This window comes from Helicobacter rappini (assembly GCF_900198625.1).
Classification (GTDB): Bacteria; Campylobacterota; Campylobacteria; order Campylobacterales; family Helicobacteraceae; genus Helicobacter_A; species Helicobacter_A rappini.
Map to the genome: position 1 here is coordinate 14,526 of NZ_FZPK01000054.1, position 22,552 is coordinate 37,077.

The 22,552-nt window shown below is 35.6% G+C and carries 20 protein-coding genes; 9 read left to right on the top strand and 11 right to left on the bottom strand.

Features of this window, described 5'->3' with window-relative positions; all coding sequences use genetic code 11:
• The first annotated feature begins 27 nt into the window (after positions 1-27).
• The 5 genes from sucD (at position 28) to C6H17_RS09950 (ending at position 3,967) form a co-directional block, all read left to right on the top strand.
• On the top strand, positions 28-918 hold the full coding sequence (sucD, locus tag C6H17_RS09930) for a succinate--CoA ligase subunit alpha (protein WP_004087015.1): 891 nt from the start codon (positions 28-30) through the stop codon (positions 916-918).
• 187 nt (positions 919-1,105) lie between these two features.
• Positions 1,106-1,438: a 4Fe-4S dicluster domain-containing protein gene (locus C6H17_RS09935; protein ID WP_004087013.1), complete on the top strand. Its 333-nt coding sequence runs from the start codon at positions 1,106-1,108 to the stop codon at positions 1,436-1,438.
• Positions 1,431-2,561, top strand: coding sequence for a 2-oxoglutarate synthase subunit alpha (locus C6H17_RS09940; protein WP_005218451.1), 1,131 nt, complete (start codon positions 1,431-1,433; stop codon positions 2,559-2,561). Before C6H17_RS09935 ends, C6H17_RS09940 begins: the two co-directional genes overlap by 8 nt.
• 21 nt (positions 2,562-2,582) lie before the next feature.
• Positions 2,583-3,413 (top strand): 2-oxoglutarate ferredoxin oxidoreductase subunit beta, encoded by an 831-nt coding sequence (locus C6H17_RS09945; RefSeq protein WP_004087010.1) that lies wholly within the window; start codon positions 2,583-2,585, stop codon positions 3,411-3,413.
• On the top strand, positions 3,413-3,967 hold the full coding sequence (locus C6H17_RS09950; RefSeq protein ID WP_005218450.1) for a 2-oxoacid:acceptor oxidoreductase family protein: 555 nt from the start codon (positions 3,413-3,415) through the stop codon (positions 3,965-3,967). The genes C6H17_RS09945 and C6H17_RS09950 overlap by 1 nt, the downstream gene beginning before the upstream one ends.
• 626 nt (positions 3,968-4,593) lie before the next feature.
• On the opposite strand, the gene C6H17_RS09955 is transcribed toward C6H17_RS09950, so the two are convergent.
• Together C6H17_RS09955 and C6H17_RS09960 are read right to left on the bottom strand one after the other, a co-directional pair.
• The gene (locus C6H17_RS09955) at positions 4,594-5,223 is read right to left on the bottom strand and encodes an META domain-containing protein (protein WP_005218449.1); all 630 of its coding nucleotides are present in this window, start codon (positions 5,221-5,223) and stop codon (positions 4,594-4,596) included.
• Between the two features lie 11 nt (positions 5,224-5,234).
• Positions 5,235-6,944, bottom strand: a complete 1,710-nt coding sequence (locus C6H17_RS09960; RefSeq protein ID WP_020995677.1) for an ATP-binding protein — start codon at positions 6,942-6,944, stop codon at positions 5,235-5,237.
• 334 nt (positions 6,945-7,278) lie between these two features.
• Between C6H17_RS09960 and C6H17_RS09965 the strand changes: the two genes are divergently transcribed.
• A complete protein-coding gene (locus tag C6H17_RS09965; RefSeq protein WP_005218447.1) occupies positions 7,279-8,739 on the top strand; it encodes a hypothetical protein in 1,461 nt (486 codons plus the stop codon).
• A 277-nt stretch (positions 8,740-9,016) separates the two neighbouring features.
• Here the strand turns inward: C6H17_RS09965 and C6H17_RS09970 are convergent, their stop codons facing one another.
• Complete coding sequence (locus tag C6H17_RS09970; RefSeq protein ID WP_005218446.1) at positions 9,017-9,583, bottom strand: RDD domain-containing protein; 567 nt, start codon at positions 9,581-9,583, stop codon at positions 9,017-9,019.
• A gap of 15 nt (positions 9,584-9,598) precedes the next feature.
• Positions 9,599-10,309 (bottom strand): uroporphyrinogen-III synthase, encoded by a 711-nt coding sequence (locus C6H17_RS09975; protein ID WP_005218445.1) that lies wholly within the window; start codon positions 10,307-10,309, stop codon positions 9,599-9,601.
• Between the two features lie 183 nt (positions 10,310-10,492).
• Here C6H17_RS09975 and C6H17_RS09980 point away from each other — a divergent pair, with 183 nt between their 5' ends.
• Positions 10,493-11,245 carry a hypothetical protein gene (locus C6H17_RS09980; RefSeq protein ID WP_005218444.1) on the top strand — a complete coding sequence of 251 codons (753 nt, stop codon included), beginning with the start codon at positions 10,493-10,495 and terminating at the stop codon, positions 11,243-11,245.
• A gap of 61 nt (positions 11,246-11,306) precedes the next feature.
• A complete protein-coding gene (locus C6H17_RS09985; RefSeq protein ID WP_223808349.1) occupies positions 11,307-12,125 on the top strand; it encodes a hypothetical protein in 819 nt (272 codons plus the stop codon).
• Between the two features lie 350 nt (positions 12,126-12,475).
• Here C6H17_RS09985 and C6H17_RS09990 read toward each other — a convergent pair whose 3' ends face one another.
• The 4 genes from C6H17_RS09990 to C6H17_RS13075 form a co-directional block, all read right to left on the bottom strand.
• A complete protein-coding gene (locus tag C6H17_RS09990; protein WP_005218440.1) occupies positions 12,476-13,561 on the bottom strand; it encodes a DegT/DnrJ/EryC1/StrS family aminotransferase in 1,086 nt (361 codons plus the stop codon).
• Positions 13,558-14,541, bottom strand: coding sequence for an alpha-1,2-fucosyltransferase (locus tag C6H17_RS09995; RefSeq protein ID WP_020995676.1), 984 nt, complete (start codon positions 14,539-14,541; stop codon positions 13,558-13,560). Before C6H17_RS09995 ends, C6H17_RS09990 begins: the two co-directional genes overlap by 4 nt.
• Before the next feature lie 13 nt (positions 14,542-14,554).
• Positions 14,555-15,619, bottom strand: coding sequence for a glycosyltransferase family 2 protein (locus tag C6H17_RS10000; protein WP_005218437.1), 1,065 nt, complete (start codon positions 15,617-15,619; stop codon positions 14,555-14,557).
• 173 nt (positions 15,620-15,792) lie between these two features.
• The gene (locus tag C6H17_RS13075) at positions 15,793-16,944 is read right to left on the bottom strand and encodes a M23 family metallopeptidase (RefSeq protein ID WP_020995675.1); all 1,152 of its coding nucleotides are present in this window, start codon (positions 16,942-16,944) and stop codon (positions 15,793-15,795) included.
• 363 nt (positions 16,945-17,307) lie between these two features.
• On the opposite strand from C6H17_RS13075, the gene C6H17_RS10010 reads away from it, so the two are divergent.
• Positions 17,308-19,017 (top strand): cation:proton antiporter, encoded by a 1,710-nt coding sequence (locus tag C6H17_RS10010; protein WP_005218433.1) that lies wholly within the window; start codon positions 17,308-17,310, stop codon positions 19,015-19,017.
• A gap of 442 nt (positions 19,018-19,459) precedes the next feature.
• Here C6H17_RS10010 and C6H17_RS10020 read toward each other — a convergent pair whose 3' ends face one another.
• The 3 genes from C6H17_RS10020 to C6H17_RS10030 all read right to left on the bottom strand — a co-directional run bounded on the left by C6H17_RS10020 (position 19,460) and on the right by C6H17_RS10030 (position 22,552).
• Complete coding sequence (locus C6H17_RS10020; RefSeq protein ID WP_005218431.1) at positions 19,460-20,302, bottom strand: hypothetical protein; 843 nt, start codon at positions 20,300-20,302, stop codon at positions 19,460-19,462.
• 85 nt (positions 20,303-20,387) lie between these two features.
• The gene (locus C6H17_RS10025) at positions 20,388-22,247 is read right to left on the bottom strand and encodes a lytic transglycosylase domain-containing protein (protein WP_005218429.1); all 1,860 of its coding nucleotides are present in this window, start codon (positions 22,245-22,247) and stop codon (positions 20,388-20,390) included.
• A 26-nt stretch (positions 22,248-22,273) separates the two neighbouring features.
• On the bottom strand, positions 22,274-22,552 hold the full coding sequence (locus C6H17_RS10030) for a YggT family protein (RefSeq protein ID WP_005218428.1): 279 nt from the start codon (positions 22,550-22,552) through the stop codon (positions 22,274-22,276).

A 22,552-nucleotide genomic window follows, 5' to 3' on the forward strand; every position in this document is an offset into this window, starting at 1 on the left:
AAGTTAAAATCATATAAGGATAGAAAGATGAGTATTCTCGTAAATAAAAACACAAAGGTAATCGTTCAAGGTTTTACAGGAAAGGAAGGGAGCTTCCATAGTGAGCAGTGTATGGCTTATGGCACACAGATTGTAGGCGGTGTTACACCAAATAAGGGTGGCAGTGAGCATTTAGGCAAACCTGTATTTAACACCGTTAAAGAAGCCGTAGCTAAGACTGGGGCTACTGTGAGCATGATATTTGTGCCACCAGCATTTGTTGCTGATGCGATTATTGAGGCAGCAGCAGGGGGCATTAAACTCGCAGTTGTAATTACAGAAGGTGCGCCTACAAAAGATATTATGTTTGCAAAAATGTATGCGAAAAAGCAAGGCATGGATATGATAGGACCAAATTGTCCGGGTATTATCACAAGTGATGAGTGTAAAATCGGTATTATGCCGGGCTATATTTTCAAAAAATCTAGCACGAATATTGGGCTTATCTCAAAAAGTGGGACGCTAACTTATGAGAGTGCTAATCAGCTTGTAACACAAGGTTTAGGAATCTCAACTGCAGTAGGTATTGGTGGCGACCCTATCATTGGTTTAAGCTATAAACAAATATTACCTATGTTTGAAGCAGACCCTGAAACAAAAGCGATTGTTATGGTAGGCGAGATTGGCGGTAGCTTAGAGATTGATGCTGCAGCTTTAATTAAAGAGCAGATTAAAAAGCCAGTAGTAGCATTTATCTCTGGGGCTACAGCACCAAAAGGTAAGAGAATGGGACATGCAGGTGCGATTGTAAGCGGTGGTAAAGGCACAGCCGCAGAAAAGCAAGAAGCATTGCGTGCAGCAGGTGTTATGGTAGCAGAAAGCCCAGCAGTTATTGGCGAAACAATGAAAAAGCTTTTAGCTGATAAAGGTATTAAATAGTAAAATTATATATTGCTATGTTTTTATGCTGCAAACAAAAATAGCTTGTAGCTATCAATATGCTATATGATTTTATAGATTAACACAAATTTAATCTTAGATTCTATATAGAATCCATAGATATAGAATCTAGTCAAAGTTTTAAACTAACCCAAAAGTTCAAAATATTAATAAGGAGAACCTAAATATGTCAGATGTTTTAATGCCTGAAAACACACCTGTGTGGGTCAATGAAAAACGCTGCAAAGCTTGTGATATTTGCGTATCGCGATGTCCTGCCGGTGTATTAGCCATGCAGCTTGATGCACATAAAGTGTTAGGCAAGATTGTAAAAGTTATGTATCCACAAAGCTGTATTGGTTGTATGGAGTGTGAGTTGCATTGTCCAGATTTTGCTATCACTGTTGCCGATAGAAAGCAATTTAAATTTGCAAAAACAGATAAGGCTGCACAAGAGAGAGCAGAGAAAATAAAAGCAAATAGATTTATGGCGATTGAGGAGGGTGCAAACAATGCGTGAGGTAATTACAGGTGGAAATGAGCTTGTTGCAATGGGTGCAATTGATGCTGGTTGTAAATTTTATGGTGGCTATCCAATCACACCAAGCTCTGATGTTATGCACGAAATGGCACATTTACTGCCCCATCATGGTGGTAATTTTATCCAAATGGAAGATGAAATCAGTGGGATCTCTGTAGCACTCGGTGCGTCTATGAGTGGTGTAAAAGCTATGACTGGAAGTTCTGGTCCGGGCATTTCTCTTAAAGCTGAGCAAATCGGTTTAGGTTATATGGCAGAGATTCCACTCGTTATTGTAAATGTTATGAGACTTGGTCCATCTACTGGTATGCCAACAAGGGTAGGGCAGGGTGATGTTGCCTTTGCAAAGCACCCAACACATGGCGATTATAAATCCATTGCATTAGCTCCCGGGACACTAGAGGAAGCCTATACGCAAAGTGTGCGTGCGTTTAATCTCGCAGAAGAGTTTATGCAGCCTGTATTCTTACTACTTGATGAGACTTTGGGACACATGTATGGTAAAACACAGATTCCAACATTAGAAGAAGTGCAAAAAAACAATAAGGTAAGAAAGCAGTTTAGTGGCGATCCAAAAGATTATAAACCCTATGGAGTAGGACCAGATGAACCCGCTGTGCTAAATCCTTTCTTTAAAGGCTATCGCTATCATATCACAGGTTTGCATCATGGTGCGATTGGATTCCCAACAGAGAATGCTGCTGAAGGACAAGCCCTTATTGATAGATTATTTAATAAAGTAGAAAGCAGGGCAGACTATCTAAGTAATAACGAAGAGCTTTATCTAGAAGATGCAGATATTGCGATCATATCTTATGGTAGTGCTACTTTGGGTATTAAAGAAGCCTTGCATGAGTTGCGTCAAACCAATGAGATTAAAGCTGGTTTATTCCGCCCTATCACAATCTGGCCTAGCCCGGAAAAAGAGCTTAAGAAAATAGGCGAGAGATTCAAAAAAATTATCATGGTAGAGCTAAATAAAGGGCAGTATAGAGAGGAAGTTGAACGCATACTTGGGCGAAGAGTAGAGTTTATGGGTCGTGCAAATGGGCGAACTATTGCACCAAACGAAGTGATTGAAAAATTGCGTTCTATGAAGTAGATTAGCGATAAAGGAAGAAATATGGCTTTTAATTATGATGAATATTTACGCGTAGAAAAAATGCCAACACTTTGGTGTTGGGGTTGTGGCGATGGCGTGATTTTGAAAAGTATTATACGCGCTATTGATGCAGTGGGCTGGAATATGGACGATGTGTGTTTAGTGAGTGGGATTGGCTGTAGTGGTCGTATGAGTTCTTATGTGAATTGCAACACAGTGCATACAACACATGGCAGAACTCTAGCCTATGCGACAGGTATAAAGCTTGCAAATCCAGATAAGCATGTAATCGTAGTAAGTGGCGATGGCGATAGCTTAGCAATCGGTGGGAATCATACTATACACGCATGCCGCAGAAATATTGATATTAATCATATTATTGTGAATAACTTTATCTATGGCTTGACAAACTCACAGACTTCGCCGACAACGCCAAAAGGCTTTTGGACTGTTACAGCACCCGGAGGCAACATTGATAATCAATTTGATATTTGCGAGTTGGGTGCGGCAGCAGGGGCGACTTTTGTAGCAAGAGAGAGTATTTTAGACCCTAAAAAGCTTGAAAAAGTGCTAATTGAGGGCTTTAAACACAAAGGCTTTAGTCTCTTTGATATTAACTCAAACTGCCATGTGAATCTTGGTAGAAAAAATAAAATGATAGAGGCTACTGATATGCTTAAATGGCTTGATTCTAGAATCTTACCAAAACGCAAATATGATGAGTTAAGCGAAGAGGAAAAGAAAGGGAAATTCCCAACAGGCATTTTAAAGCATGATACAGAAACAGAAGAGTATTGTGAAGCTTATGCTGCATATAAAGCAAAAGTAACCGCAAAAAAAGGAGGACATTAATGGAACATCAATTACGATTTACAGGCGTTGGTGGGCAGGGTGTCCTTTTAGCAGGTGAGATTCTAGCGGAAGCTAAGATTAGAGGCGGTGGTTATGGTGTCAAAGCTTCTACTTATACAAGCCAAGTGAGAGGCGGTCCTACAAAGGTTGATATTTTACTCGATAAGGAAGAGATTCTCTATCCTTACGCAATGGATGGCAATATCGACTTTATGTTATCTGTTGCACAGATGAGTTATGATATTTATAAGTCTGGCATAAAAGAACAGGGTATTGTCGTATTGGAGCCAAACCTTGTAAAGCCTACTGATGAAGATAGAAAAAGATTTAGAATCTATGAGATTCCAATCATTACAATCGCAAAAGAAGAAGTAGGCAATGTAGTAACACAAAGTGTTGTAGCACTAGCTGCAACCGTTACTTTTACAAATTGTGTCCCAGAAGAGCTAGTAATTGAAACCATGCTTAGCAAAGTGCCTGCAAAAGTCGCAGATGTCAATAAAAAGGCTTATGAACTCGGCAAAAAATATGCGCTTGAATGTTTAAATAAGTAACGAGCATAAATTAGCTACTATTCATCATGGAATCTTTTTGTTTTTAAGGCTTAGAACAAAAGGCTTAGAAACCGAGATTCTATATCGCACAGAAACTGAAATTCCTTTGTTACTTCACTTGCAACACAACGCTTCTATATTAAGTTTTTAAAAATTTTAAGGCAGTATTTTACAGCCTTTCCATAGGCTAGATACTCTAGGAATAAAGCAGATAGGGATCATTATCACAATAGGGCAGACTACAAAGCAATTGATCTTTTTTTACAATGATGAGAAATGAATGAAAGGGCGACCCCCATTTTTTGGCAATCTATGAATAAGACAATCTTATCTCAGATTCTAGGATATATAGGGGATTGCTCTGTTATATTTCATGTTATTTACACAACATTGAGACCCCATATCAACAGACTAGAAACATAAATTTCTTAAAGCCATACCCTTAGAGTATCACAAGCAAAGCATGCAGAATCTACAAGCATTCTAATTGACAAACAGATAGAAAACCATGTAATTTCATTTTATAGATGCAATATCGCACTTATTTGCAAATTTCATGTGAGACACAAAACACAAAAATAAATATGCATACAATAAGATTCTTTATCCAATATGACCCAAATCAGCTATTTTATATAAATTCTCATTCGCCCATTGTTTAGCACATAGCCTTTTCTATTTTTTAGTTTTGTTACTACATAGATTCCATCAAGATTGCGTATGAGTGTATTTTGAAAATTTGCTACTTCTTTTGGGCTACAGGGCTTTCTTGTGCTTGCTGCTCCAGAAATAACGATTTTTGTGCTATCTTGCCAAAAAAACTTTGCTGTGTAGTCATTGCAACCAGCCTTTCCATATAACATATCTTGCGATCTATCAAGATTAAAAGTTGCCTTTAAAGCAATATTCGCAAGTGTTGTAGCAGGCGTGCTTTCATCATCATTTTCATCATCTTGATTTCTTTGTCTTAATTGCTCAAAACTTGCATTTAAATCATCAATCCTACTTGATCGCCTTTGCGTAGTAGAATCATATGTATTCGTAAAGTGTGCATTTGGATTGCTTTGTATTTGCTCTCTTGCTTGATAGGCAAGCTCTTGCGGACTTAGGACAACCTTATTATCAATTTCAAGCTTTACAATCTGATAATTACTCCCTTCAAAAATGCCCTTCATTCCAAACAAAAAGCAACCACTAATGCTACACGCAATGAATAATAGAATAAAAAAATATATCGTTTTTATAATTTTTTGCATAGAATCCCTTATTATTGTTTAAAGCCCATTTTTTTAGAATCACCAAAAGCACTATTTTGCTCTTTTTCTACCTCTGCTATAAAATCATCTAAACTAAATGTCAAATCTTTTCTTGTTGCGACTTTATAGCAAGTATTTGATGTGATAATTTTTATCTGCCCACCACTAAGATTAAATTTGCTTAATTCCTTTGCAATTCTCTCTTTTTTATCTTTAAAATCCGCATGTTTTGGGAAATGTAATAACCAAATTTTCTCACGCATTGCAATATCGGGCATATTAAAGCAAATCTTATAATGAAATCTTCTTGAAAATGCAGAATCAAGACTATCGACAAGATTTGTAGTAGCAATCAAGATTCCACAAAATTTCTCAATCTGCTCTAAGAATATATTTTGCATTTGATGATACATGCGACTCGTGCTACCTGCTATATCATTGCGTGATCCTAGCAACTGATCTGCTTCATCAAGCAATAAAATAGGCTTTTCTTTTGTTGTCATAGTTATAGCATGATATTCATCAAAGATTCTACGCACATTTTTTTCACTCTCGCCAACATACATTGATAGCACTTTGGAGCAATCAAGATAGAGAATCTTCTGCCCTAAGTCCTTAGCAAGTCCATACGCACTAGAAGTTTTCCCCGTGCCACTAGCCCCATATAATAGGATTTTAGAATCTATATCAGCATGTTCTTTAATATCCCATTTATGCAATAGCTTATGCACTTTAGGATTTAAATGTTGCAATAAAATATCAAAATACTCTCTTACACTATCCTGCAAGATTACAGAATCTAAGCCCTTTTTTGGCGTAATAATGTCAAATATCTCACTCTTTGCGACCTCATCTTCAAGGTTTGCATTTTGACTAGATTTATCACACATAAGATTATTAAAAATATGCTGTGGTATGCAAAACTCTTGTTCCATAAATGAAAAATCCCCAAAAGATTCAAAACAAGTGATAATGCCACTTTTAAGTAGCTTTGCATTACTTGCAAGTAAGTTTTGCAAAATGATCTTTTCTTCTTCATTTTTGCCAAGTGAGACAATCTCTTTTAATGATAGCCCAAATTCACCATTATATTGAGCTTGTGTGAGAGAGATAAAAATCAGCTTTTCATGGTAATTTAAATGATGTTTTTTAAAGTATTGCTGTATTTTTATTTTCTTTGTATTTTTTGTCGCATTTGTATTAATGATATTTGCTAATGTATTGTTGATGTAGTTATCACAAGATTGCGATAAGTTCGTATTAAGCACAGATTGAATCTTGTTGTATTGACGCATGAGTTGCAGTCTCTTCCACTCATCTTGCAGATATTCAAGTGAGTTATTATAAATAGTATCTTTAATATCGCTATTAAACAAACGCCCATGCTCTAAAAGCTTTAAAAGATTAGGACTGACACTAATGACTGCATTACGCAACTCTAGCACACTCTCACATCTTTCTTGTGAGAATCTATCCTGAGTAGCTAACCAACCAAGCTTTATTAAATGTGAAATTTCCTTTAAATATGGCAATATCTCAAAGCCTTTTGCATAATATTTCTGCTCCAAAAATGTTTGAATGTCAATCTCATTTTCCCCACGCATATACAAAGCCACTATTTCACGCAGGATTGAAGCCTCATGTTTAGAGCAATTAAGCAGCGGAAAAACTAAGCTTTTTTCTATGGAATCTACAGAACAAAAATCAATCAAAAATCGCACAAACAACCTTTTTCTATCTCATCGCTATTTTTTTCGCTGAGATTCTATCATGTTTATATCTAAAATAACTAATACGAGATTATTTTGTAAGTCATAATGCTAAATATGCATACCTTAAGAGTATCACAATTAAAAATTGTTTAAAAATATTATTACTCAAAACTTTTGCCAACTCACAATATTAATGTTTCTAAAATATACATTACCAAATAGTCATATTTACATTTTGATATTTTTTCTACATTTTCTCGTTATTTTATTGCCTTTTCAGCATTTTTTTTGTAAAGTCCAAAAAGCTATGAAACATAAGCTAATCTCACTTTAAAGGATTTATATGAAAAATCAAGGAAGCAAATTCTTCAGCCGCCGCTCAAGTAGCATTGTGGTAGCAGGTAGTCTTTTAGCGGCAAGTAGCCTTACTAGCCTAGAGGCAGCAAAGCTATCTGATGTGATTAATAACGCAAGTATTGATGGTTTTGCATTTGGTCGTGTGCATGCTGTTGATGGAAGAGATGGGGAGGGTGTTAGGTATCAATTTCGCTTTAAGCCTACGATTACTTCGGGCGCTATTTATGGTGTGAGTGCGTCTGCTGGTCTCTTTTTCTCAAAAGGTTCTAGCACACCTGATAACAATGCTGCGGATAATGATATAGGTGGCTCTAGAGGGCAAACCATAGATTCTCTTGTGGATAGATTTAATATTGGAGATTTCTATGTTACACTCGATGGTAAAGAGACATTAAATACAAAAACGATTGTAAGACTGGGGCAAAGAAGTCCGGGGACACCTTTTAATGATAATAATTTAGATAGAGCACTCGGCGTTTTTGCGGAAAATAACGATTTGAGTGCTATGAATTTTGGTTTTCAATGGTGGGATAGCTGGATGGGCGATGACATTTATATATCTTTACCGGGCATTGATGCTAAGGGGGCTGGTATCGGCAATAATATGTTTATGGCATATATAAAAAGCGGTGCTGATTTTACAAAAGAGACAGGATTATCCTATAATCTTTGGTATGGCGGGATTCATCGATGGGTAAATGCTATGGTGTTTGGCGATATTGCTTATACTGCAAATTTTGGAAATCAAAGCTTAACACTTACAGGGCAGGTGTCATACACTTCAATGGCTGATAGACCATATATGTATGGCGGATCAAAAAGTCTTATAGGACTATTTGGTGGAAATAGTGTATCTAATAATCAGGACTGGTATGCCAAAAATCGTGGTATGTATAATATCCGCGTTGATTACAGATACAATTTTACACAAGCAAGTGATGAAGAAGATGGAGCAGAAAAAGTTACAGGCTTCTTTGGTGCATCAGCAGGTCTTGCTGGTAGCTTTGGCGATGGCTTTGGCACACTTATTGATAACACAGGCGGATTAAAGCTTGGCGGACATTTGTGGAATAGCTACTCTGGGGCTGAGGCAAATGGCTTTGGAATCTTAGGCGTAGGTGGCTTTAAAAACTCTTCTATCATTGTGCCTTACCTAAAAGCTGAAATCGGTTATAAAAAGTTTGGTGCAGCCCTTGATGTAGCTTATGTTGATGCTTCACATTTCTTTTATTTGAAGAAAGGTTCTACAAATGGCACAAATCTCAACAATGTTTCAGGTAACTTATATGGGGCTAGCAATCATATCAAAGCCGCGAGCTTCCTTGATGTTGCATTGAGTGCTACCTATAAATTTACAGATAGTATCAATATGCTTGCAGCCTATGGTTATGCATTTGGAGATCCACAATTTGGACGATTTAGATTCCAAGTGAATTATGTGTTTTAATACATAGCTAAGAACTTATAAAATATAAGCAATTTATTGCGATTTTGCTTATTTTATATGCAAGGTTGCTTGTGTATAAAATCTTGCAAAAGCTACTTTACAACATTAGATGAAATTTTGCTTTAGCTAAAGCTTTACTTTGCTTTGTTTTATTTACTTCTGTAACTCTTATTTGCTTAGAATAAACGCAATTATTTTGTCAATCTAAATAGAATCTAAATGTGAATACGATACTCTATTATTACAGAATATCTAACATAGAAGCTAAAAAAAGATTTTATTGCATAGTCTTTCTTGCAGGATTTGGTTTATATATAATATGGGTTTTTGATACTATCTCATGCAATGTCTTTTTGTCCTTACGCATAAAAGCAAATATCCATAAAAAGAAACAAAGCTCAATTAGCCATACAACAATAAATACAAATGCCTGCCATGCCTTTGGCGGCTTTTCTGTCCCATTTTCTCCATCAAAATCTTTATCACTCACACTAGAATCAGAACACAGCATAATCTCTGCATAGCGAAAACCGGGGGTTTGCCCCTTTATCACAAAGAACAAAAAGAGTAAAAAGCAATATAATCCTTCACATAAAAAAATTGCGATTTGATTCTGTAAAAAATCCTCTTTGCCTTGCAAAAATATATATGTGGTAATGTAGAGTATAGGCATATTGAGTAAAAACATATCAGTGATAAAGGCTTTGAGACGAGCGGATAAAAAGTTGTATTTTGAAGTTTTGTTGTGAATATTGTGTAATTTTGTAGCATTTATCTTATTTTTTTCACGCGATTGACTTCCATCAAGGAATTTATTTGTATGCTTTTTTCTTGCTTTCTTCATTATATAAATCTTTAGTTAAGAATCTTTTAAGTCCGCATTATCTTGCATAGGCGTGTCATTACGCATAGCCTGTGCGACTTTCAATGCCTTGATAAAATCACCCTTTGCATTCAGCTTTCTTATATCATCCGCAAAGCTTGCATAAGTCGTATCGCCAAGTGAGATTGCAAACCATGTTGGATTCCATGTATAAGATTCCAAAAATGTTTTATAATGTTTAGGAGAGCCAAAGATAAATATACTCTCATCATCAAACATACATTTTTTCATATTAGTATTTTCATAACTTTCATAAACATTTATTGTGGTTATTTTACATTGATTTTCTAATAGACTAGCCATATCGTTTGCTTTATCTTTGCCGCATAAATAAAGAATATGCTTATCTTTCACATAGCTTGAAGCCAAGTTTGCAAGGGTTATACTATCACAGGCTTTTTCCGGGCAAAATAGCACATTACCACCCGCATTAATCCATGTTTCTTTCGTGCGTTTGCCAATCACAATCGCACTTTTTTCTAAGAGTAAAGACGCATACTCATGTTGAGCTATCGCCTTGATCGCATTTTTTGAAGTCAGCAAAATATAGTCAATAGATTCTAAATCTTTCTTGGTTATGCTAAAAGGCAAGATTCTAACATTTAGAAGGTTTAATATAGACACATTGTTTAATAGCCTTTTATCTATGTCTGGTATCTCTGTATCAGTTTTAAGAATATAAATCATCTCTATCCTAAGTTATGCAATTTTCTTAAATATCGGAGATATTTTGTAATGTTGCAATAATTTTATTCTTGGAAAATTGAATAACTATAAATATACAATAAACTCTGTGTAATTTTATTAAAGATAAAATATTTTATCCTAAGGCTTAGATTATAAGTTATAATTGAATCTAAAAGGTAGTATATGCTTAGAAACTATTTATTCGTATTTGCCATATCATTATGCTTTTTTAGCTATTTATCATTTACTACAGAATCCAGCATACCGCAAGGCTTTGTTGCACACAAAGAGATAGAGACGCAAGAAAAGCACACGCAAGAAACATTTACAATATACACACAAAAACGCATACACACAAGCTTTGCGTGTTTTCAAATAGCATTGCCAAAGGCATATATTATGCAACAAAAAGATAAAAATGCAAAAAAGATTCAGAGTGTGCAAAAGGGGCAGAAAATATGTCTAAACTTCCCACAAGATATACCAAATACTAAGCTAAAAATTACACTCAAAGAGATTGAATCTCAATGGGTGAGAGTAACGCTTATGAACGATTCGGTGTTACTTAATGGATATATCCCTATTAATGCTCTAAAAGACTGGCAAAAAATAGATTCTAAACACTTTGTAGAATCTAGTAGCGGCGGTGAGATTTTACTAGAGAATGCCCCAAAGATTACTAGTAAAAATCTTAAAAGTATAAGTGGTAGCTTTTCAATACCACATATTCTACAAATCGCACAAGATAGGTTGGCTGTAAGCGATTGCGAAAGCGCAAGAACATGGTTAGCCTTAGCCCAGCAAGATGATAGGGAGAATTTAGCTATTTATGATTTATATGTGAAATTACTTATGTGCGAGGGACAAAATAATGAAGCTTTAAGGCTTAAACAAAGTTTGAAATCTGTGCGGAATAAATCAGCAAAAACAAAATAAATTTAAAAATTACACTTATTCAAACACAAAAAGGCTAAAATGCCGATTATAATGAAAGGTTATGACAAAGTGCGTAACACTCAATGGTTTTTACATTGAGAAAATTAAATATGGGAGAAGGATTATGTCGTATATAAAAAATACAAGTATTGTGAAAAAAGGGATTGTGGGCATTGTGCTATGTGGTGCCTTAAGTGTAGGTGCAAATGCTGCATGTAGTAAAGCGGTATGCGTACATGGCGATGTTGGTGTCGGTGGACTTGAAGTTGATTTTGGTGGTGATCGCAACGCTATGGTGAAAAGTAGGGGCGGATATGGTAAGCTTGGCTTAAAAATGCTTATAGTCCAAAGAGTGCAATTGGGGTTAGCTGTTAGGATTGGTGGTGGTGTGAGTAAGCTATCTGGGGCTACACTAGCTGGGTTGGCGACAGACGATACATTTGGGTTATTTGGCGGTGATGCAAAGCTTGGCGTAAATATTGCAGGGCTAAATGCACCGGTGTTTCTTAATCTTGTATTTGATGTGGATGCGTATGTCAATAGAGAATCTATCGGCAGAAGTCTTGGTATATTGGGCTTAGAGATAGAAGGTAGAGTTCCTGTATCAGAGACAACATATTTCACATATAGCGGTGGGGCTGGTATAGCAGATGGTCTGTATAAATTTCACACTACGGGCGATAAGACTTCAAATATCAAAGATGGGAGTTATGCAATCTTTGGAAGCATAGGTATTACTAAAAATATTGGTGAAAATGTGAGTTTTTATTTTAAGGGTGTTGGAAAATATTATAATTTGCAGGCTTCAAGTGGCAATACGCTTAATTTCCCTATTGCAAATGCGTGGCAAGCTGGTGCTGAAGCTGGGATAAGTTTTTAATCGTCTAAAGATTAACAAAAAGGTTTGATTGTCTTGTTTTTATGGTATAGAATCTATTATAAAGTTTATTTATCTGTATAATATGCATGATATAGGGCTATGATGGGCTTTTTACTTTTTTTGGTAATGGTCCTGTTTGCATTGAATCTGCTTAAGCAGTTAGCATAGGTTTGCAGCAAAACATCTATTTATCATGCAAAAAATAGTGGAATTAAAGTCCACTTGAGTTTTACACTAAGCAAATATAAGCCCCATAATTTTGTCAAAATGCACCATATAGATTCTAGGTCTAGAAAAAATATTTGCTTTAAGTCTCTTCAACTCAAGCTTTATCGCCTTATATCCATAGCTTAAAATCTATTCACTACTCTCACAACTTCTTCTGCTTGCTCTCTACTCATAACCGGGCTAATCGGCAAAGACAATACTTCCCTATGAATCTTTTCAGTAATGGGTAAGGAGAGATGATTGTATTCCTTATAGGCTTCTTGCTTATGCGGCGGAATCGGATAGTGGATAATTGTCTCAATCCCATTGTCCTTTAAATACGCTTGGAATCTCTCCCGATCTTCGCACCGCACGACAAATAAATGCCACGCGTGCCCTTCTTCACTCACACATTCGGGCAAAATAATCTTTGTGTTTGTGATATTTTCGCGGTAAAACTTCGCCACTGCCCTGCGAGATTCATTATCAGAATCTAAGTGCTTGAGCTTTATTTCTAGGAATGCTGCTTGAAGCTCATCAAGCCGAGAATTTAGCCCCTTATAGAGATTGACATACTTTTTATGTGAGCCATAATTCCCCAATGCCCTAACTTTTTTCGCTACATCTTTATGCTTTGTGGTTACTGCTCCACCATCGCCTAATGCCCCTAGATTCTTCCCCGGAAAAAATGAGAATCCAGCCACATCACCAAGTGTGCCAACCCTTCTGCCTTGATATATCGCCCCGTGGGCTTGCGCACAATCCTCTATGATAGCAAGATTATACTTTTGTGCCAGCTCCCATACCTTTTGCATTTCCACGACTTGCCCATACAAATGCACGACTAAAATCGCCTTTGTGCGAGGCGTGATAGCAGATTCTATTTTCTCCACATCAATGTTATAAGTTTGCAGACTTGGCTCAACAAAGATAGGTTTACACCCATTATCAGAGATAGCCAAAATTGAGGCGATATAGGTATTTGCCGGGACGATTATCTCATCATTTTCCCCTAAGCCTAGTGCCTTTATGCCTAGCCTAAGTGCATCTAGCCCATTACCACAGCCTATGCAATGCTCTATCCCACAATACTCGGCAAACGCCTTTTCAAAAGCCCTGCTTTTTTCTCCTAAAATATACCAGCCAGATTCTAGCACCTGCTTCATCGCCAATTCTAGCTCATTTTTAAAACGCAAATTAATTGCCCTTACATCAAGAAATGGGATCATTGTATAACTCCTTTACGCAATAGTTTGCTTCTCAAGCGATTGTAGAGATAGAGAAAAAGTCTGTATCGCAATGTGAGATTTTGACAATGGGGGGGGGGGGTGATTACATTATTACACGGCTGTGTAATTTGTAGTTTTGCACCCCAATTTACAAGCATTACATTTTCCATTTCAAAAAATACATTGCGAACGCGTGGGGCAATAAGCAGTGGATTATGTGGTGCCAGAATCTTAGCATACGCTCCCAAGCTCCCGTGAGATGCGACAATCACCTTACAACGACTAAGCAGATATAAATCTAAATAGCCTTGCTCTGGCGTATTAATATCACATATTTTAAATTGTTTATCCTTTAAAAGTGGTGCAATATGCTCTCTCACCCACGCTACATCATCGCTAAAGAGATAAAACACGCTTTTTGAATTCATTTGTGCGACAAGCTGAATAACTCTCTCAAAGTAAGTAAGACTAGTAGGCTCTCCATACACAATATGATTCTGCGATAAATCACCTCTTCTAATGTGAATGCCACACGATTGCGTATTTAGAATCTCTTGTAAAAGTATGTAAAATGGTGCGTCTTTTTGCTCTATTTCTTTAGGACTAAAGTATGTTGCAAAGTGCCTTGCAAAATATATGTCATAATGTCTGCCTAAATAACCACCGACATATAATGGAGGCTTGTGGGTAATGACTTTTTCATCATCAATAAAATACAATTTATTATAGCGTTTTACTTCATCTTCACTTGCGATTTTCATCTCTAGTTGTGGAAATGCTTTTGGCATATCAAAGGTTAAATCATAGATTCTATCATAGCCATTTATTGTATTATAAAAGCCTTTGCCAGAAGTCTCAAACCAGCTTAAATCATATTTGACTTGATAGCCTTTTTCCTCAAAGGCTTTACCTAGTGCGACAAAACCTATTTGACTTGCTATGCCGCCATCTACTCTAACAATTATGAGATTATCTTCCATTGCATTTCCTTTACTAAATAAGCCATATAATCACGCCGCATAACACAAGATTTACCCCAAGAAAAATATTAAATAGTTTTTTATATCTGCGATATTTTGCCAAAGTCTTATCTGTTGTATAATGAGCTAAGTCTAAATAGGTCTTAAAATCAAAGTCATACATATCTTTCAAGCGTTTTGCACTCTCTTTTGTGCTATAAGATTCCATAATCTTATGGTAACCCCACACTTGCCTTGTTTCAATAGGCGACAACAAAGCCATTCTGCCTAAGAAATACTCTATCATATCTTCTTGCGGATTAATACCGAGTTTAGCTATTTCTTTTGCAAAGATTTTTTGAAGCAAATCTATATCTTTCATTGCTAAAAAAGTATCCATTAGCTGCTCAATCTCCATATTTTCTCGTTTTATGGCCTTATCAGTTCTAGCACTCACATTACTTGTCTTTGGATCAAAACGATACATCACTAAAATATCATCAAGGATCTTTATCTCCCCATTTAAAAGTATCTTAATGTGCATTTGCGTATCCTGCTGATTACACATCGCAATATCTAAAGGATATAGAATCTCCTTAAAATCAGTTGTTTTCAGTGCCATTCCGGGTGAAGTGAGGTAATTCCCCCGCATAAAGAGATCATAGAGATGTTCTGCTCTCGTTTTATTTTCAGATTCTCCAAATCTTTCTTTATCTTTCACCCCATTTTCATCAATTTTAATAAGACTTGGATATATCGCTTTTACGCTTGGATTCTCGCTAAATGCCTTATAAATCACTTCTAGCGCATTAGGTGTAAGCATATCATCACTCGCACAAAATACAAGATATTCGCCATTAGCATTTTCAAATGCTGTGTTTATTCCTGCGTTTATACCTTGATTATATGGGTGCTGTATAAGCTTTATTCTAGGATCTTTAAACTTTAGAATCTCATTTACATTACTATCACTAGAGCAATCATCTACAATAATAAGATCAAAATCTTCTAAAGTTTGTTTCAAAACAGATTCTATAAAAAGCCCTACAAACTTTTCGTGATTGAAACTTGGGGTGAGAATGGAAATTTTAGGATTCAAATTTTTCCTTTAATTTTTTAGTAAAACTCGTATCATACCATAAACAACGCAAAATGGATTAATAGGTATAATATTAAACATCGGTGCAAATTCATATTAAATAAAATTTAGCTCAATATAACGAAAGATTTCATTAATCTAAAATTTTAAGCGATAAATACAACCAACAAATATTAAAACAACGCATTCACCTTATTTATAAAATCAATAGGATCAACCTGCACTCCATTGACAAGCATACCAAAATGCAAATGCGCCCCACTCACTCTGCCTGTATCGCCACTTAAAGCCACCACTTGCCCTTTTTGCACCTTCTCACCAAGCTTCACCTTAATATCACTGCAATGATAATACATGCTAAAAACCCCCTCACCATGATCGATGACGACTGACTTACCTGCTAAAAAACGATCCTTTGCTATCACTACAACACCATCATTACTAGCCTGTATCGGTGTGCCAATTGCCGCACGAAAATCTGTGCCACCATGAAAGCTTTTTATCTCATTATTAAATACTCTCGCAGAGCCAAAAGGACTTGTAATCACGCTGTTTAAAGGCAGCATAAAAGGCTTACTCCAATAGCGCTTCTTTGTATATGTGCGATAGATCGCATTTGCCTCAGCAAATTCCTTTGCAATGCGATCACTCGCAGTTTTATTTGGCTTTGTCTTCGTCGTATCTGTGATTGTGATTTTTTCTCTCTTATATGCACCTTGCACGATTTTAATGGAAAAGTCATTATTTAATCTTAGATTCTCTAAAGCTGAGCGATAGTTAATCGCTACAAATGCAATCTTTTTACTAGAATCCTTTGGGTGCAAAACCCATGGGAAAACCTTATTATTTATGCGTATAACTTGTGGATTTTTCTCACTACTCACTGCAATAAAAGTTGCACCATTAGCAATCTCTATCGCACTAGACTTATTTTGTTTTGTTTTTTTAGTGGGCGTGTTTTCTGCGAGTTTTATTTCCTTAGATTCTGTGTTTGTTTGCAATAGACTTGTTTCAAACATACTCTTATATTCTTGCGGCAAATCTTCTTGCTGCATATCCTTTGGCGGATTTACAGAATCCTGTGTTATAGGACTTCTATCAATTGGGGCTCTAAAGCCCTTTTCATCTTTGGAGTTAAACCCTTTTTGTTGAATATCAAAAAGTCGTAAATCAGAATCTACTTCACCATCACTAAAATCATTTTGAATAGTTTTCTTTTGCGATTTATTTGAATCTGGTAAAAAAAGTATAGAATCTGCATACGACACACTAACACAAAGCATTACACCACAAGAAAAAGTAAAAACACATTTTGACAAATTCATAAACCACTCTCTAAAAATCTAAGATAAAGCAAACCATTATAGCATTTATATTTTAAAAATTCTGAACTATTATAAAGTTGTCTGCTGGAATAATATTGTGTTATTTTAAATTCTATTAAGCTAGTATATTTGATATTTTTTTGTTATAATCTTAAGCATATCTGTATGTATTTTAGAGAAGAACTCAATATTATTTAATATGAAAATCTTTACAGACTTGCTTAAAAAAGTATGCTAATGCACTTTATGTAGGAGTTGAATATTCTTGTATGTAGAGATTTTGATATAAAAACAGGTTATATTAAGGTTTATTAAACGAGGTGTCCTATCGATTTATATCTTGTTATACTTTGCGTTTTGGCAATGGCGGTTATTTCAGGTATTGTGCTGAGTTGGCTTAAGATTCCAACCATTATTGGCTATATTCTTACAGGTGTGCTGACGACTTATATCTTTGGCTTTCAGCTTGAAGATTCTGGTGAGTTGAATGATATAGCTGAATTTGGGGTTGTGTTTTTGATGTTTATGATAGGGCTTGATTTTAGTTTTAAAAGCCTTACTTCAATGAAGCAAGAAGTGCTAGTCTTTGGCGGCTTACAGATTGGAATCTCGATTGCCTTTTTCTATGTTGTATGTTTTTATTTTTTGGGTTTTAACTTTTCTACCTCTATCATTATTTCAAGTGCGGTAAGCCTTAGCTCAACGGCAATTGTGCTGAAGTTTTTAAATGAAAGCGCTCAAACAAAAACGCCTTATGGCATGGCTTCAGTTGGAATCTTGATATTCCAAGATATTGCAGTTATCCCAATTTTACTTATGATTAAGCTTTTAAGCGATAAAGATTCTCATCTTTCTGCCCTGCTTTTAACGACACTGATTTCTGCGATTATCGTGCTTATAGTGCTATTTTTGCCCGGACGCATTATGGCAAAATTATTCCTTCGCTTTTCAGCAAATATGAAAACAGATGAAATCTTTGTGGGTGCAGTCTTTCTAATCGTTTTAGGTGCGGCATACATAAGTAAATCTTTTGGTTTTTCTTTGGCGCTTGGAGCATTTTTGGCAGGTATGATTATCTCAAACACGCCGTATAAATATCAAGTCTCTTCAGTCCTTACACACTTTAGAGATATACTTTTGGGTGTATTTTTTATCACCGTTGGTATGCAAGTAGATATTATCTTCTTGCTTGAATATTTTGTTGTTATTCTTATTTTAGTAGCACTTATGATGGGTGCAAAAGCCTTACTCATGTATTTATTCTTATTCTTATTTAGGGGACAGAGGATAGGATTAAGGATTGCATTGTCTCTAGCACAAATTGGGGAGTTTTCATTTGCGATTTTCCTTTTAGCAAGTCAGCATAAGATATTAGACTTGCATCTTGATGGTGGAATTTTAGGGATTTTATTTGGCGAAGAGTTTTTTGCAAGTATTACCCCAGATAAAATCTATCAGTTTCTAACGCTTATGGTGATTTTTTCAATGATTGCTACACCTTTTATCTTAGATAGACTAGATAAGGTGACAAACTTTTTCTTGCGTTATCTTACGCCTGTAAGCAGTTTTTTTGCACGCAGAAAAGCAGAATCCTATGACGATACAAAGGCGGATCATACAAACCACGCGACAGACCTTGAAAAACATGTTGTGGTGTGTGGTTATGGTGAGCTTGGCAAAAAAATTTTAGAGTATTTTAAGGGTTGTGATGTGCAATACATTGCTGTGGATAAAAACTATAACAAGGTGGAAGAGGCAATAAAGAAAGGTGAGCCTGTAATTTATGGTGATATTACGCGTAGGCAAATTCTAGAGCAGCTTGGCATTACTAAGTGTTCTGCGGTAATCATCGCCATAGATTCTATCGATAGCGCACAAAGAGCCCATCAAGACATTCATGCCTTATCGCCTTATTGCAAGATTATCCTTAAGACAAAAAGCTCTAAGTTTGCTTCAGAGATTCAATCTCAAGGTGTGTATGCGGTAGTCCATGAGCGTAGGGAGATAGCAAAAATTCTAAGCGATCTAGCCCTGCAAGCAGTAGATGAGAATAAGCAGCAAGCAGATAAATAAAGTAGATTCTAAGTAATTTTATCTCATATGACTTTATGGCTCGAGATTAGAGCATTAGAATTTATTTTTATTGCATTAAGCACGACCTAATAGACTTAATATTTATTGGGTTGAAAACATCTGTAGTCAAAATAATAAATTAGATTTTTTATTTAAAGACACATACTTGGATATCGTCGTCTCTAGAAAAACAATATGAGAACGCTTGATATAAGATGATAAAATTTTGCTGATATAAGCAACTCATAGATTGAAAAACAGATTCCTTGCTTTTTTTTGTTTTTTTAATTTAGAATGCGGTTGTTTTTGGCTATATAAACCCAATCTTACAAAAAACCCCTTGAAGATTGCGTGGAGCTTTGGTGCAATATCTTTTTTTATGCTCTCCATGCTAGCTTTACTATATTGCAACACGACAGCCACTAGCTTCCAGAATCTAATATCACTCTGGTATAATCTTTTGGACTTGATTGTTCAGCGTATTTGGTATCCACAAGGCTTGTTTATCAAGCAAAAATTTTGCTGGTGCTTGTAAATCTTCATCGATATCAATCGCATAGACTTTGGCGTTAGTAGAGATTTTATATAGCTTCGTTGCGTTTTTATGTCCTTCTGTAGCCACTATGATACCGCCATGATTAGTGAGTGCGATGCCGCATATTTTTTCGGCAAACTCATGGACTATACTTACTTCCTTTGTTTCAATATCTATGCGTAAAAGGCGTCCTTTTTTCTGATCTTTATCAAAAGTACTTGCATAAAGAGCTTTTTTATCTAATGCTATGTTTTGCAATGATCCTAGCGTATTATCAATCGCAACAAAGGTATAATAGCTCTTCTTTTTGAGATCTACAAGCAGGACTAACCCCGTCTCACCATCAGCCACAAGTAATGAATTAGAATCTCTAATTGCAATATCATTTAGCATATTAGCACCGCTAATAGGGAGATTTAATACTTGTCTTTTTGTCGCAAGATTAAATCCTTTTAGCATATTCATATCTACGACATAGAGAATATTATCAAGTATTGTCATGCTTTTTGGGATATTTAGGTTTGCGATAAATTGCAAGTCAATGATTTTCCCAGTCTTATCAAGCTTACTGATAAAGCCACTACCACTTTTTGTGAGATTAGGATTATCACCCATATTGCTTACAAATACACTGAGATTTGTCATGGCGATAGCTTGTGGGGTGTTAAAACCCTCAATGCTTACAATGCGATTATTTTGTGCTTGTAACAACATAAAACATAAACAGAGAAACGCACATATTTTTTTCATAAACAACCTTTGTGATAAATGGATTCTACATTATAGTCTAGAATATATGGATTCCATAGATTCTAGGTTTTAATACAATAAAGTTTTATCTCGTAATACTTGGATTTTCATAAAGCAAGGTTTCAGATAATATTTTTTCAAGATTTAATTCCTTGCCAAAAAGTTTTTCATAGATAATAAAATTCGCCAATACTCTCATACCATAATACCTTGTCTCTTCAAGTGGGATAAGCTCCATGCTAAGCCATGGCTCATATTCCCTATTTTTTAAGAATAGCTCGTTTTTCTTTAAAGTCCTGCGTAAAAATCCCGGTCCGCCATTATACGCATAGGCAACAAAAAGCGGGTGTTTATACTCTCTTTGCAATTGCTTTATAAAATGTCTGCCCATCTCTAGTGAAGTCTTTGGATCAAATAGATCATTATACTCTATATCAGTGCGTCCCATTTCCTTTGCAAATGGCTTCACATTAGCTGGCATAATCTGCATAATGCCTAGTGCAAAAGATCGTGAAATAAGCGTTGGGATAAAGTAGCTTTCTTGCCTTGCGATTGAAAATACCAAGCTTTGTTCTTCTTTTGAGTTCCATTTAACTAAGCCTTCATAAGGTGTAATGTAGTAATTTGTCGCATGTTTGTCAATCTTTTGCATGAGATAGGCAAGTTGTGGCATAGTATCTTTATATGAAAAATATGGGATCACTTTTGCAAGTTTTATGGGATCGCTTGTGTGTAGCATGGTGTTTGTGATATTCTGCCATACATAAGGATCTTTAATATCAAATGGCGGATTATCAAACGCAAGGGAAGGGAGTTTTGTAATAATAGTATATTTTGGTTCTTTATTTAGCTTTTGTGCGGCATAAATACTAAAGATATTTACATGTTTGCTTTGCAATAACTCTTCTAAATACTTTTTATCTTTACTCACAAGATATTGCCAAAATACTGCCCTATCAATGAAAAATGCGATATTGGATTTCTGCTTTGCTCTTTTAAAGTAGTTCATTGCCTTATCTTTTGAACCAAATCGCAGTTCATTAATACCAAGTAAAAAAAGTGTGTTGTGTGGGGCTTGTATTATATCACTCTCTAAAAGCATTCTTTTGAGATTGCTGACATTAGAATCTAGGGCAATAGAATTTAAAATATAATAGAATCCTTGTGTATTATAGGCACTTAATCTATTTAAATCTTTGTTTGGGTCTTTACTTTTTATCTTAGATTTTTCATCAGCACTCAACGCATGATATACCATGCTAAATACGATTGCATTGTCATTAAAAAGATTGCTTGTGCGATCTTGTGTGGCTAGAATCTTAATCGCTCTTGTAGTATCTGGGTTTGTTTTCGCAAGACGGCTGATAACCGCGTCTCTCTCTTTAGCCCCCAAAGTCTTAAAGGCTGCCATTCTATTACGCACAGAGATTGCAAGACATGCGTTATCTTCTTTTAATGCGGCTTGTATCTGCATATTTTGACATGTAATATCTCGTGGCATTTTCTCTGTTTTACCAAGACTTTTTAGTGTTTTACGCAAGTATGGATTCTTTGCGTTTAGTAGCTGATAGGCTTCATTAATCTGTGCTGCATTGAGTTTATTTTCATTTAAATACTGCCAAATGTAGAAATCTCGCACAATGCCCTTTGGCTTGCCTTTAATATAATAGTTAAAAAACTCTTGCCCTTTGAGATGATTGCCCTTGTGTGTTGGTGTGCTTGAATGAGATATTGCCTGTGCTTTATGTGTCGTATTTGTAGTTGCTACTTGTGCGACTTTAGTAGGTGTTTGCACGCTAGATTCTGTTGTATGATTTACTTTATTATAATCTGTTTTATTTGCTTGATATGGTTTATATGTCTTTGTTTCCTGTTTGCCAAAGTCTATAATGCTATCTGCATAACTTGTAGAAAATATAAAAAAAAGTAGAGAGAAATATCGCATAAAGCCCCTTTGTTTTTATAAAATAATTAATGAAAAGCAAGTAAGAATCTAACAAGCGTTAGGTTAATAAACTGCAATACAAGAATGATTATTAAAGGTGCAAGTTCTAAACCATTAAATTCCGTTTTTACAAATCGCTTTACAAATGAATATGCTGGATATGTCAGTCTATTTAAAATATCCATGAGTTGGCTATATGGATCAGCACGCGCAAGGTGTAATATCGCACTGATAAAAATCACCCAGCAGTATAGTGTAATCACCCATGAAAGTATGTTTCCAATCGCATTTAATACTAAACCCAT

Excerpts from the sequence above, each read along its gene's own strand:
- sucD (WP_004087015.1), top strand. The coding sequence starts at position 28 with ATGAGTATTCTCGTAAATAAAAACACAAAGGTAATCGTTCAAGGTTTT.
- C6H17_RS09935 (WP_004087013.1), top strand. The coding sequence starts at position 1,106 with ATGTCAGATGTTTTAATGCCTGAAAACACACCTGTGTGGGTCAATGAA.
- C6H17_RS09940 (WP_005218451.1), top strand. The coding sequence starts at position 1,431 with ATGCGTGAGGTAATTACAGGTGGAAATGAGCTTGTTGCAATGGGTGCA.
- C6H17_RS09945 (WP_004087010.1), top strand. The coding sequence starts at position 2,583 with ATGGCTTTTAATTATGATGAATATTTACGCGTAGAAAAAATGCCAACA.
- C6H17_RS09950 (WP_005218450.1), top strand. The coding sequence starts at position 3,413 with ATGGAACATCAATTACGATTTACAGGCGTTGGTGGGCAGGGTGTCCTT.
- C6H17_RS09955 (WP_005218449.1), bottom strand. The coding sequence starts at position 5,223 with ATGCAAAAAATTATAAAAACGATATATTTTTTTATTCTATTATTCATT.
- C6H17_RS09965 (WP_005218447.1), top strand. The coding sequence starts at position 7,279 with ATGAAAAATCAAGGAAGCAAATTCTTCAGCCGCCGCTCAAGTAGCATT.
- C6H17_RS09970 (WP_005218446.1), bottom strand. The coding sequence starts at position 9,583 with ATGAAGAAAGCAAGAAAAAAGCATACAAATAAATTCCTTGATGGAAGT.
- C6H17_RS09975 (WP_005218445.1), bottom strand. The coding sequence starts at position 10,309 with ATGATTTATATTCTTAAAACTGATACAGAGATACCAGACATAGATAAA.
- C6H17_RS09980 (WP_005218444.1), top strand. The coding sequence starts at position 10,493 with ATGCTTAGAAACTATTTATTCGTATTTGCCATATCATTATGCTTTTTT.
- C6H17_RS09985 (WP_223808349.1), top strand. The coding sequence starts at position 11,307 with ATGACAAAGTGCGTAACACTCAATGGTTTTTACATTGAGAAAATTAAA.
- C6H17_RS09990 (WP_005218440.1), bottom strand. The coding sequence starts at position 13,561 with ATGATCCCATTTCTTGATGTAAGGGCAATTAATTTGCGTTTTAAAAAT.
- C6H17_RS09995 (WP_020995676.1), bottom strand. The coding sequence starts at position 14,541 with ATGGAAGATAATCTCATAATTGTTAGAGTAGATGGCGGCATAGCAAGT.
- C6H17_RS13075 (WP_020995675.1), bottom strand. The coding sequence starts at position 16,944 with ATGAATTTGTCAAAATGTGTTTTTACTTTTTCTTGTGGTGTAATGCTT.
- C6H17_RS10010 (WP_005218433.1), top strand. The coding sequence starts at position 17,308 with ATGGCGGTTATTTCAGGTATTGTGCTGAGTTGGCTTAAGATTCCAACC.
- C6H17_RS10020 (WP_005218431.1), bottom strand. The coding sequence starts at position 20,302 with ATGAAAAAAATATGTGCGTTTCTCTGTTTATGTTTTATGTTGTTACAA.
- C6H17_RS10025 (WP_005218429.1), bottom strand. The coding sequence starts at position 22,247 with ATGCGATATTTCTCTCTACTTTTTTTTATATTTTCTACAAGTTATGCA.
- C6H17_RS10030 (WP_005218428.1), bottom strand. The coding sequence starts at position 22,552 with ATGGGTTTAGTATTAAATGCGATTGGAAACATACTTTCATGGGTGATT.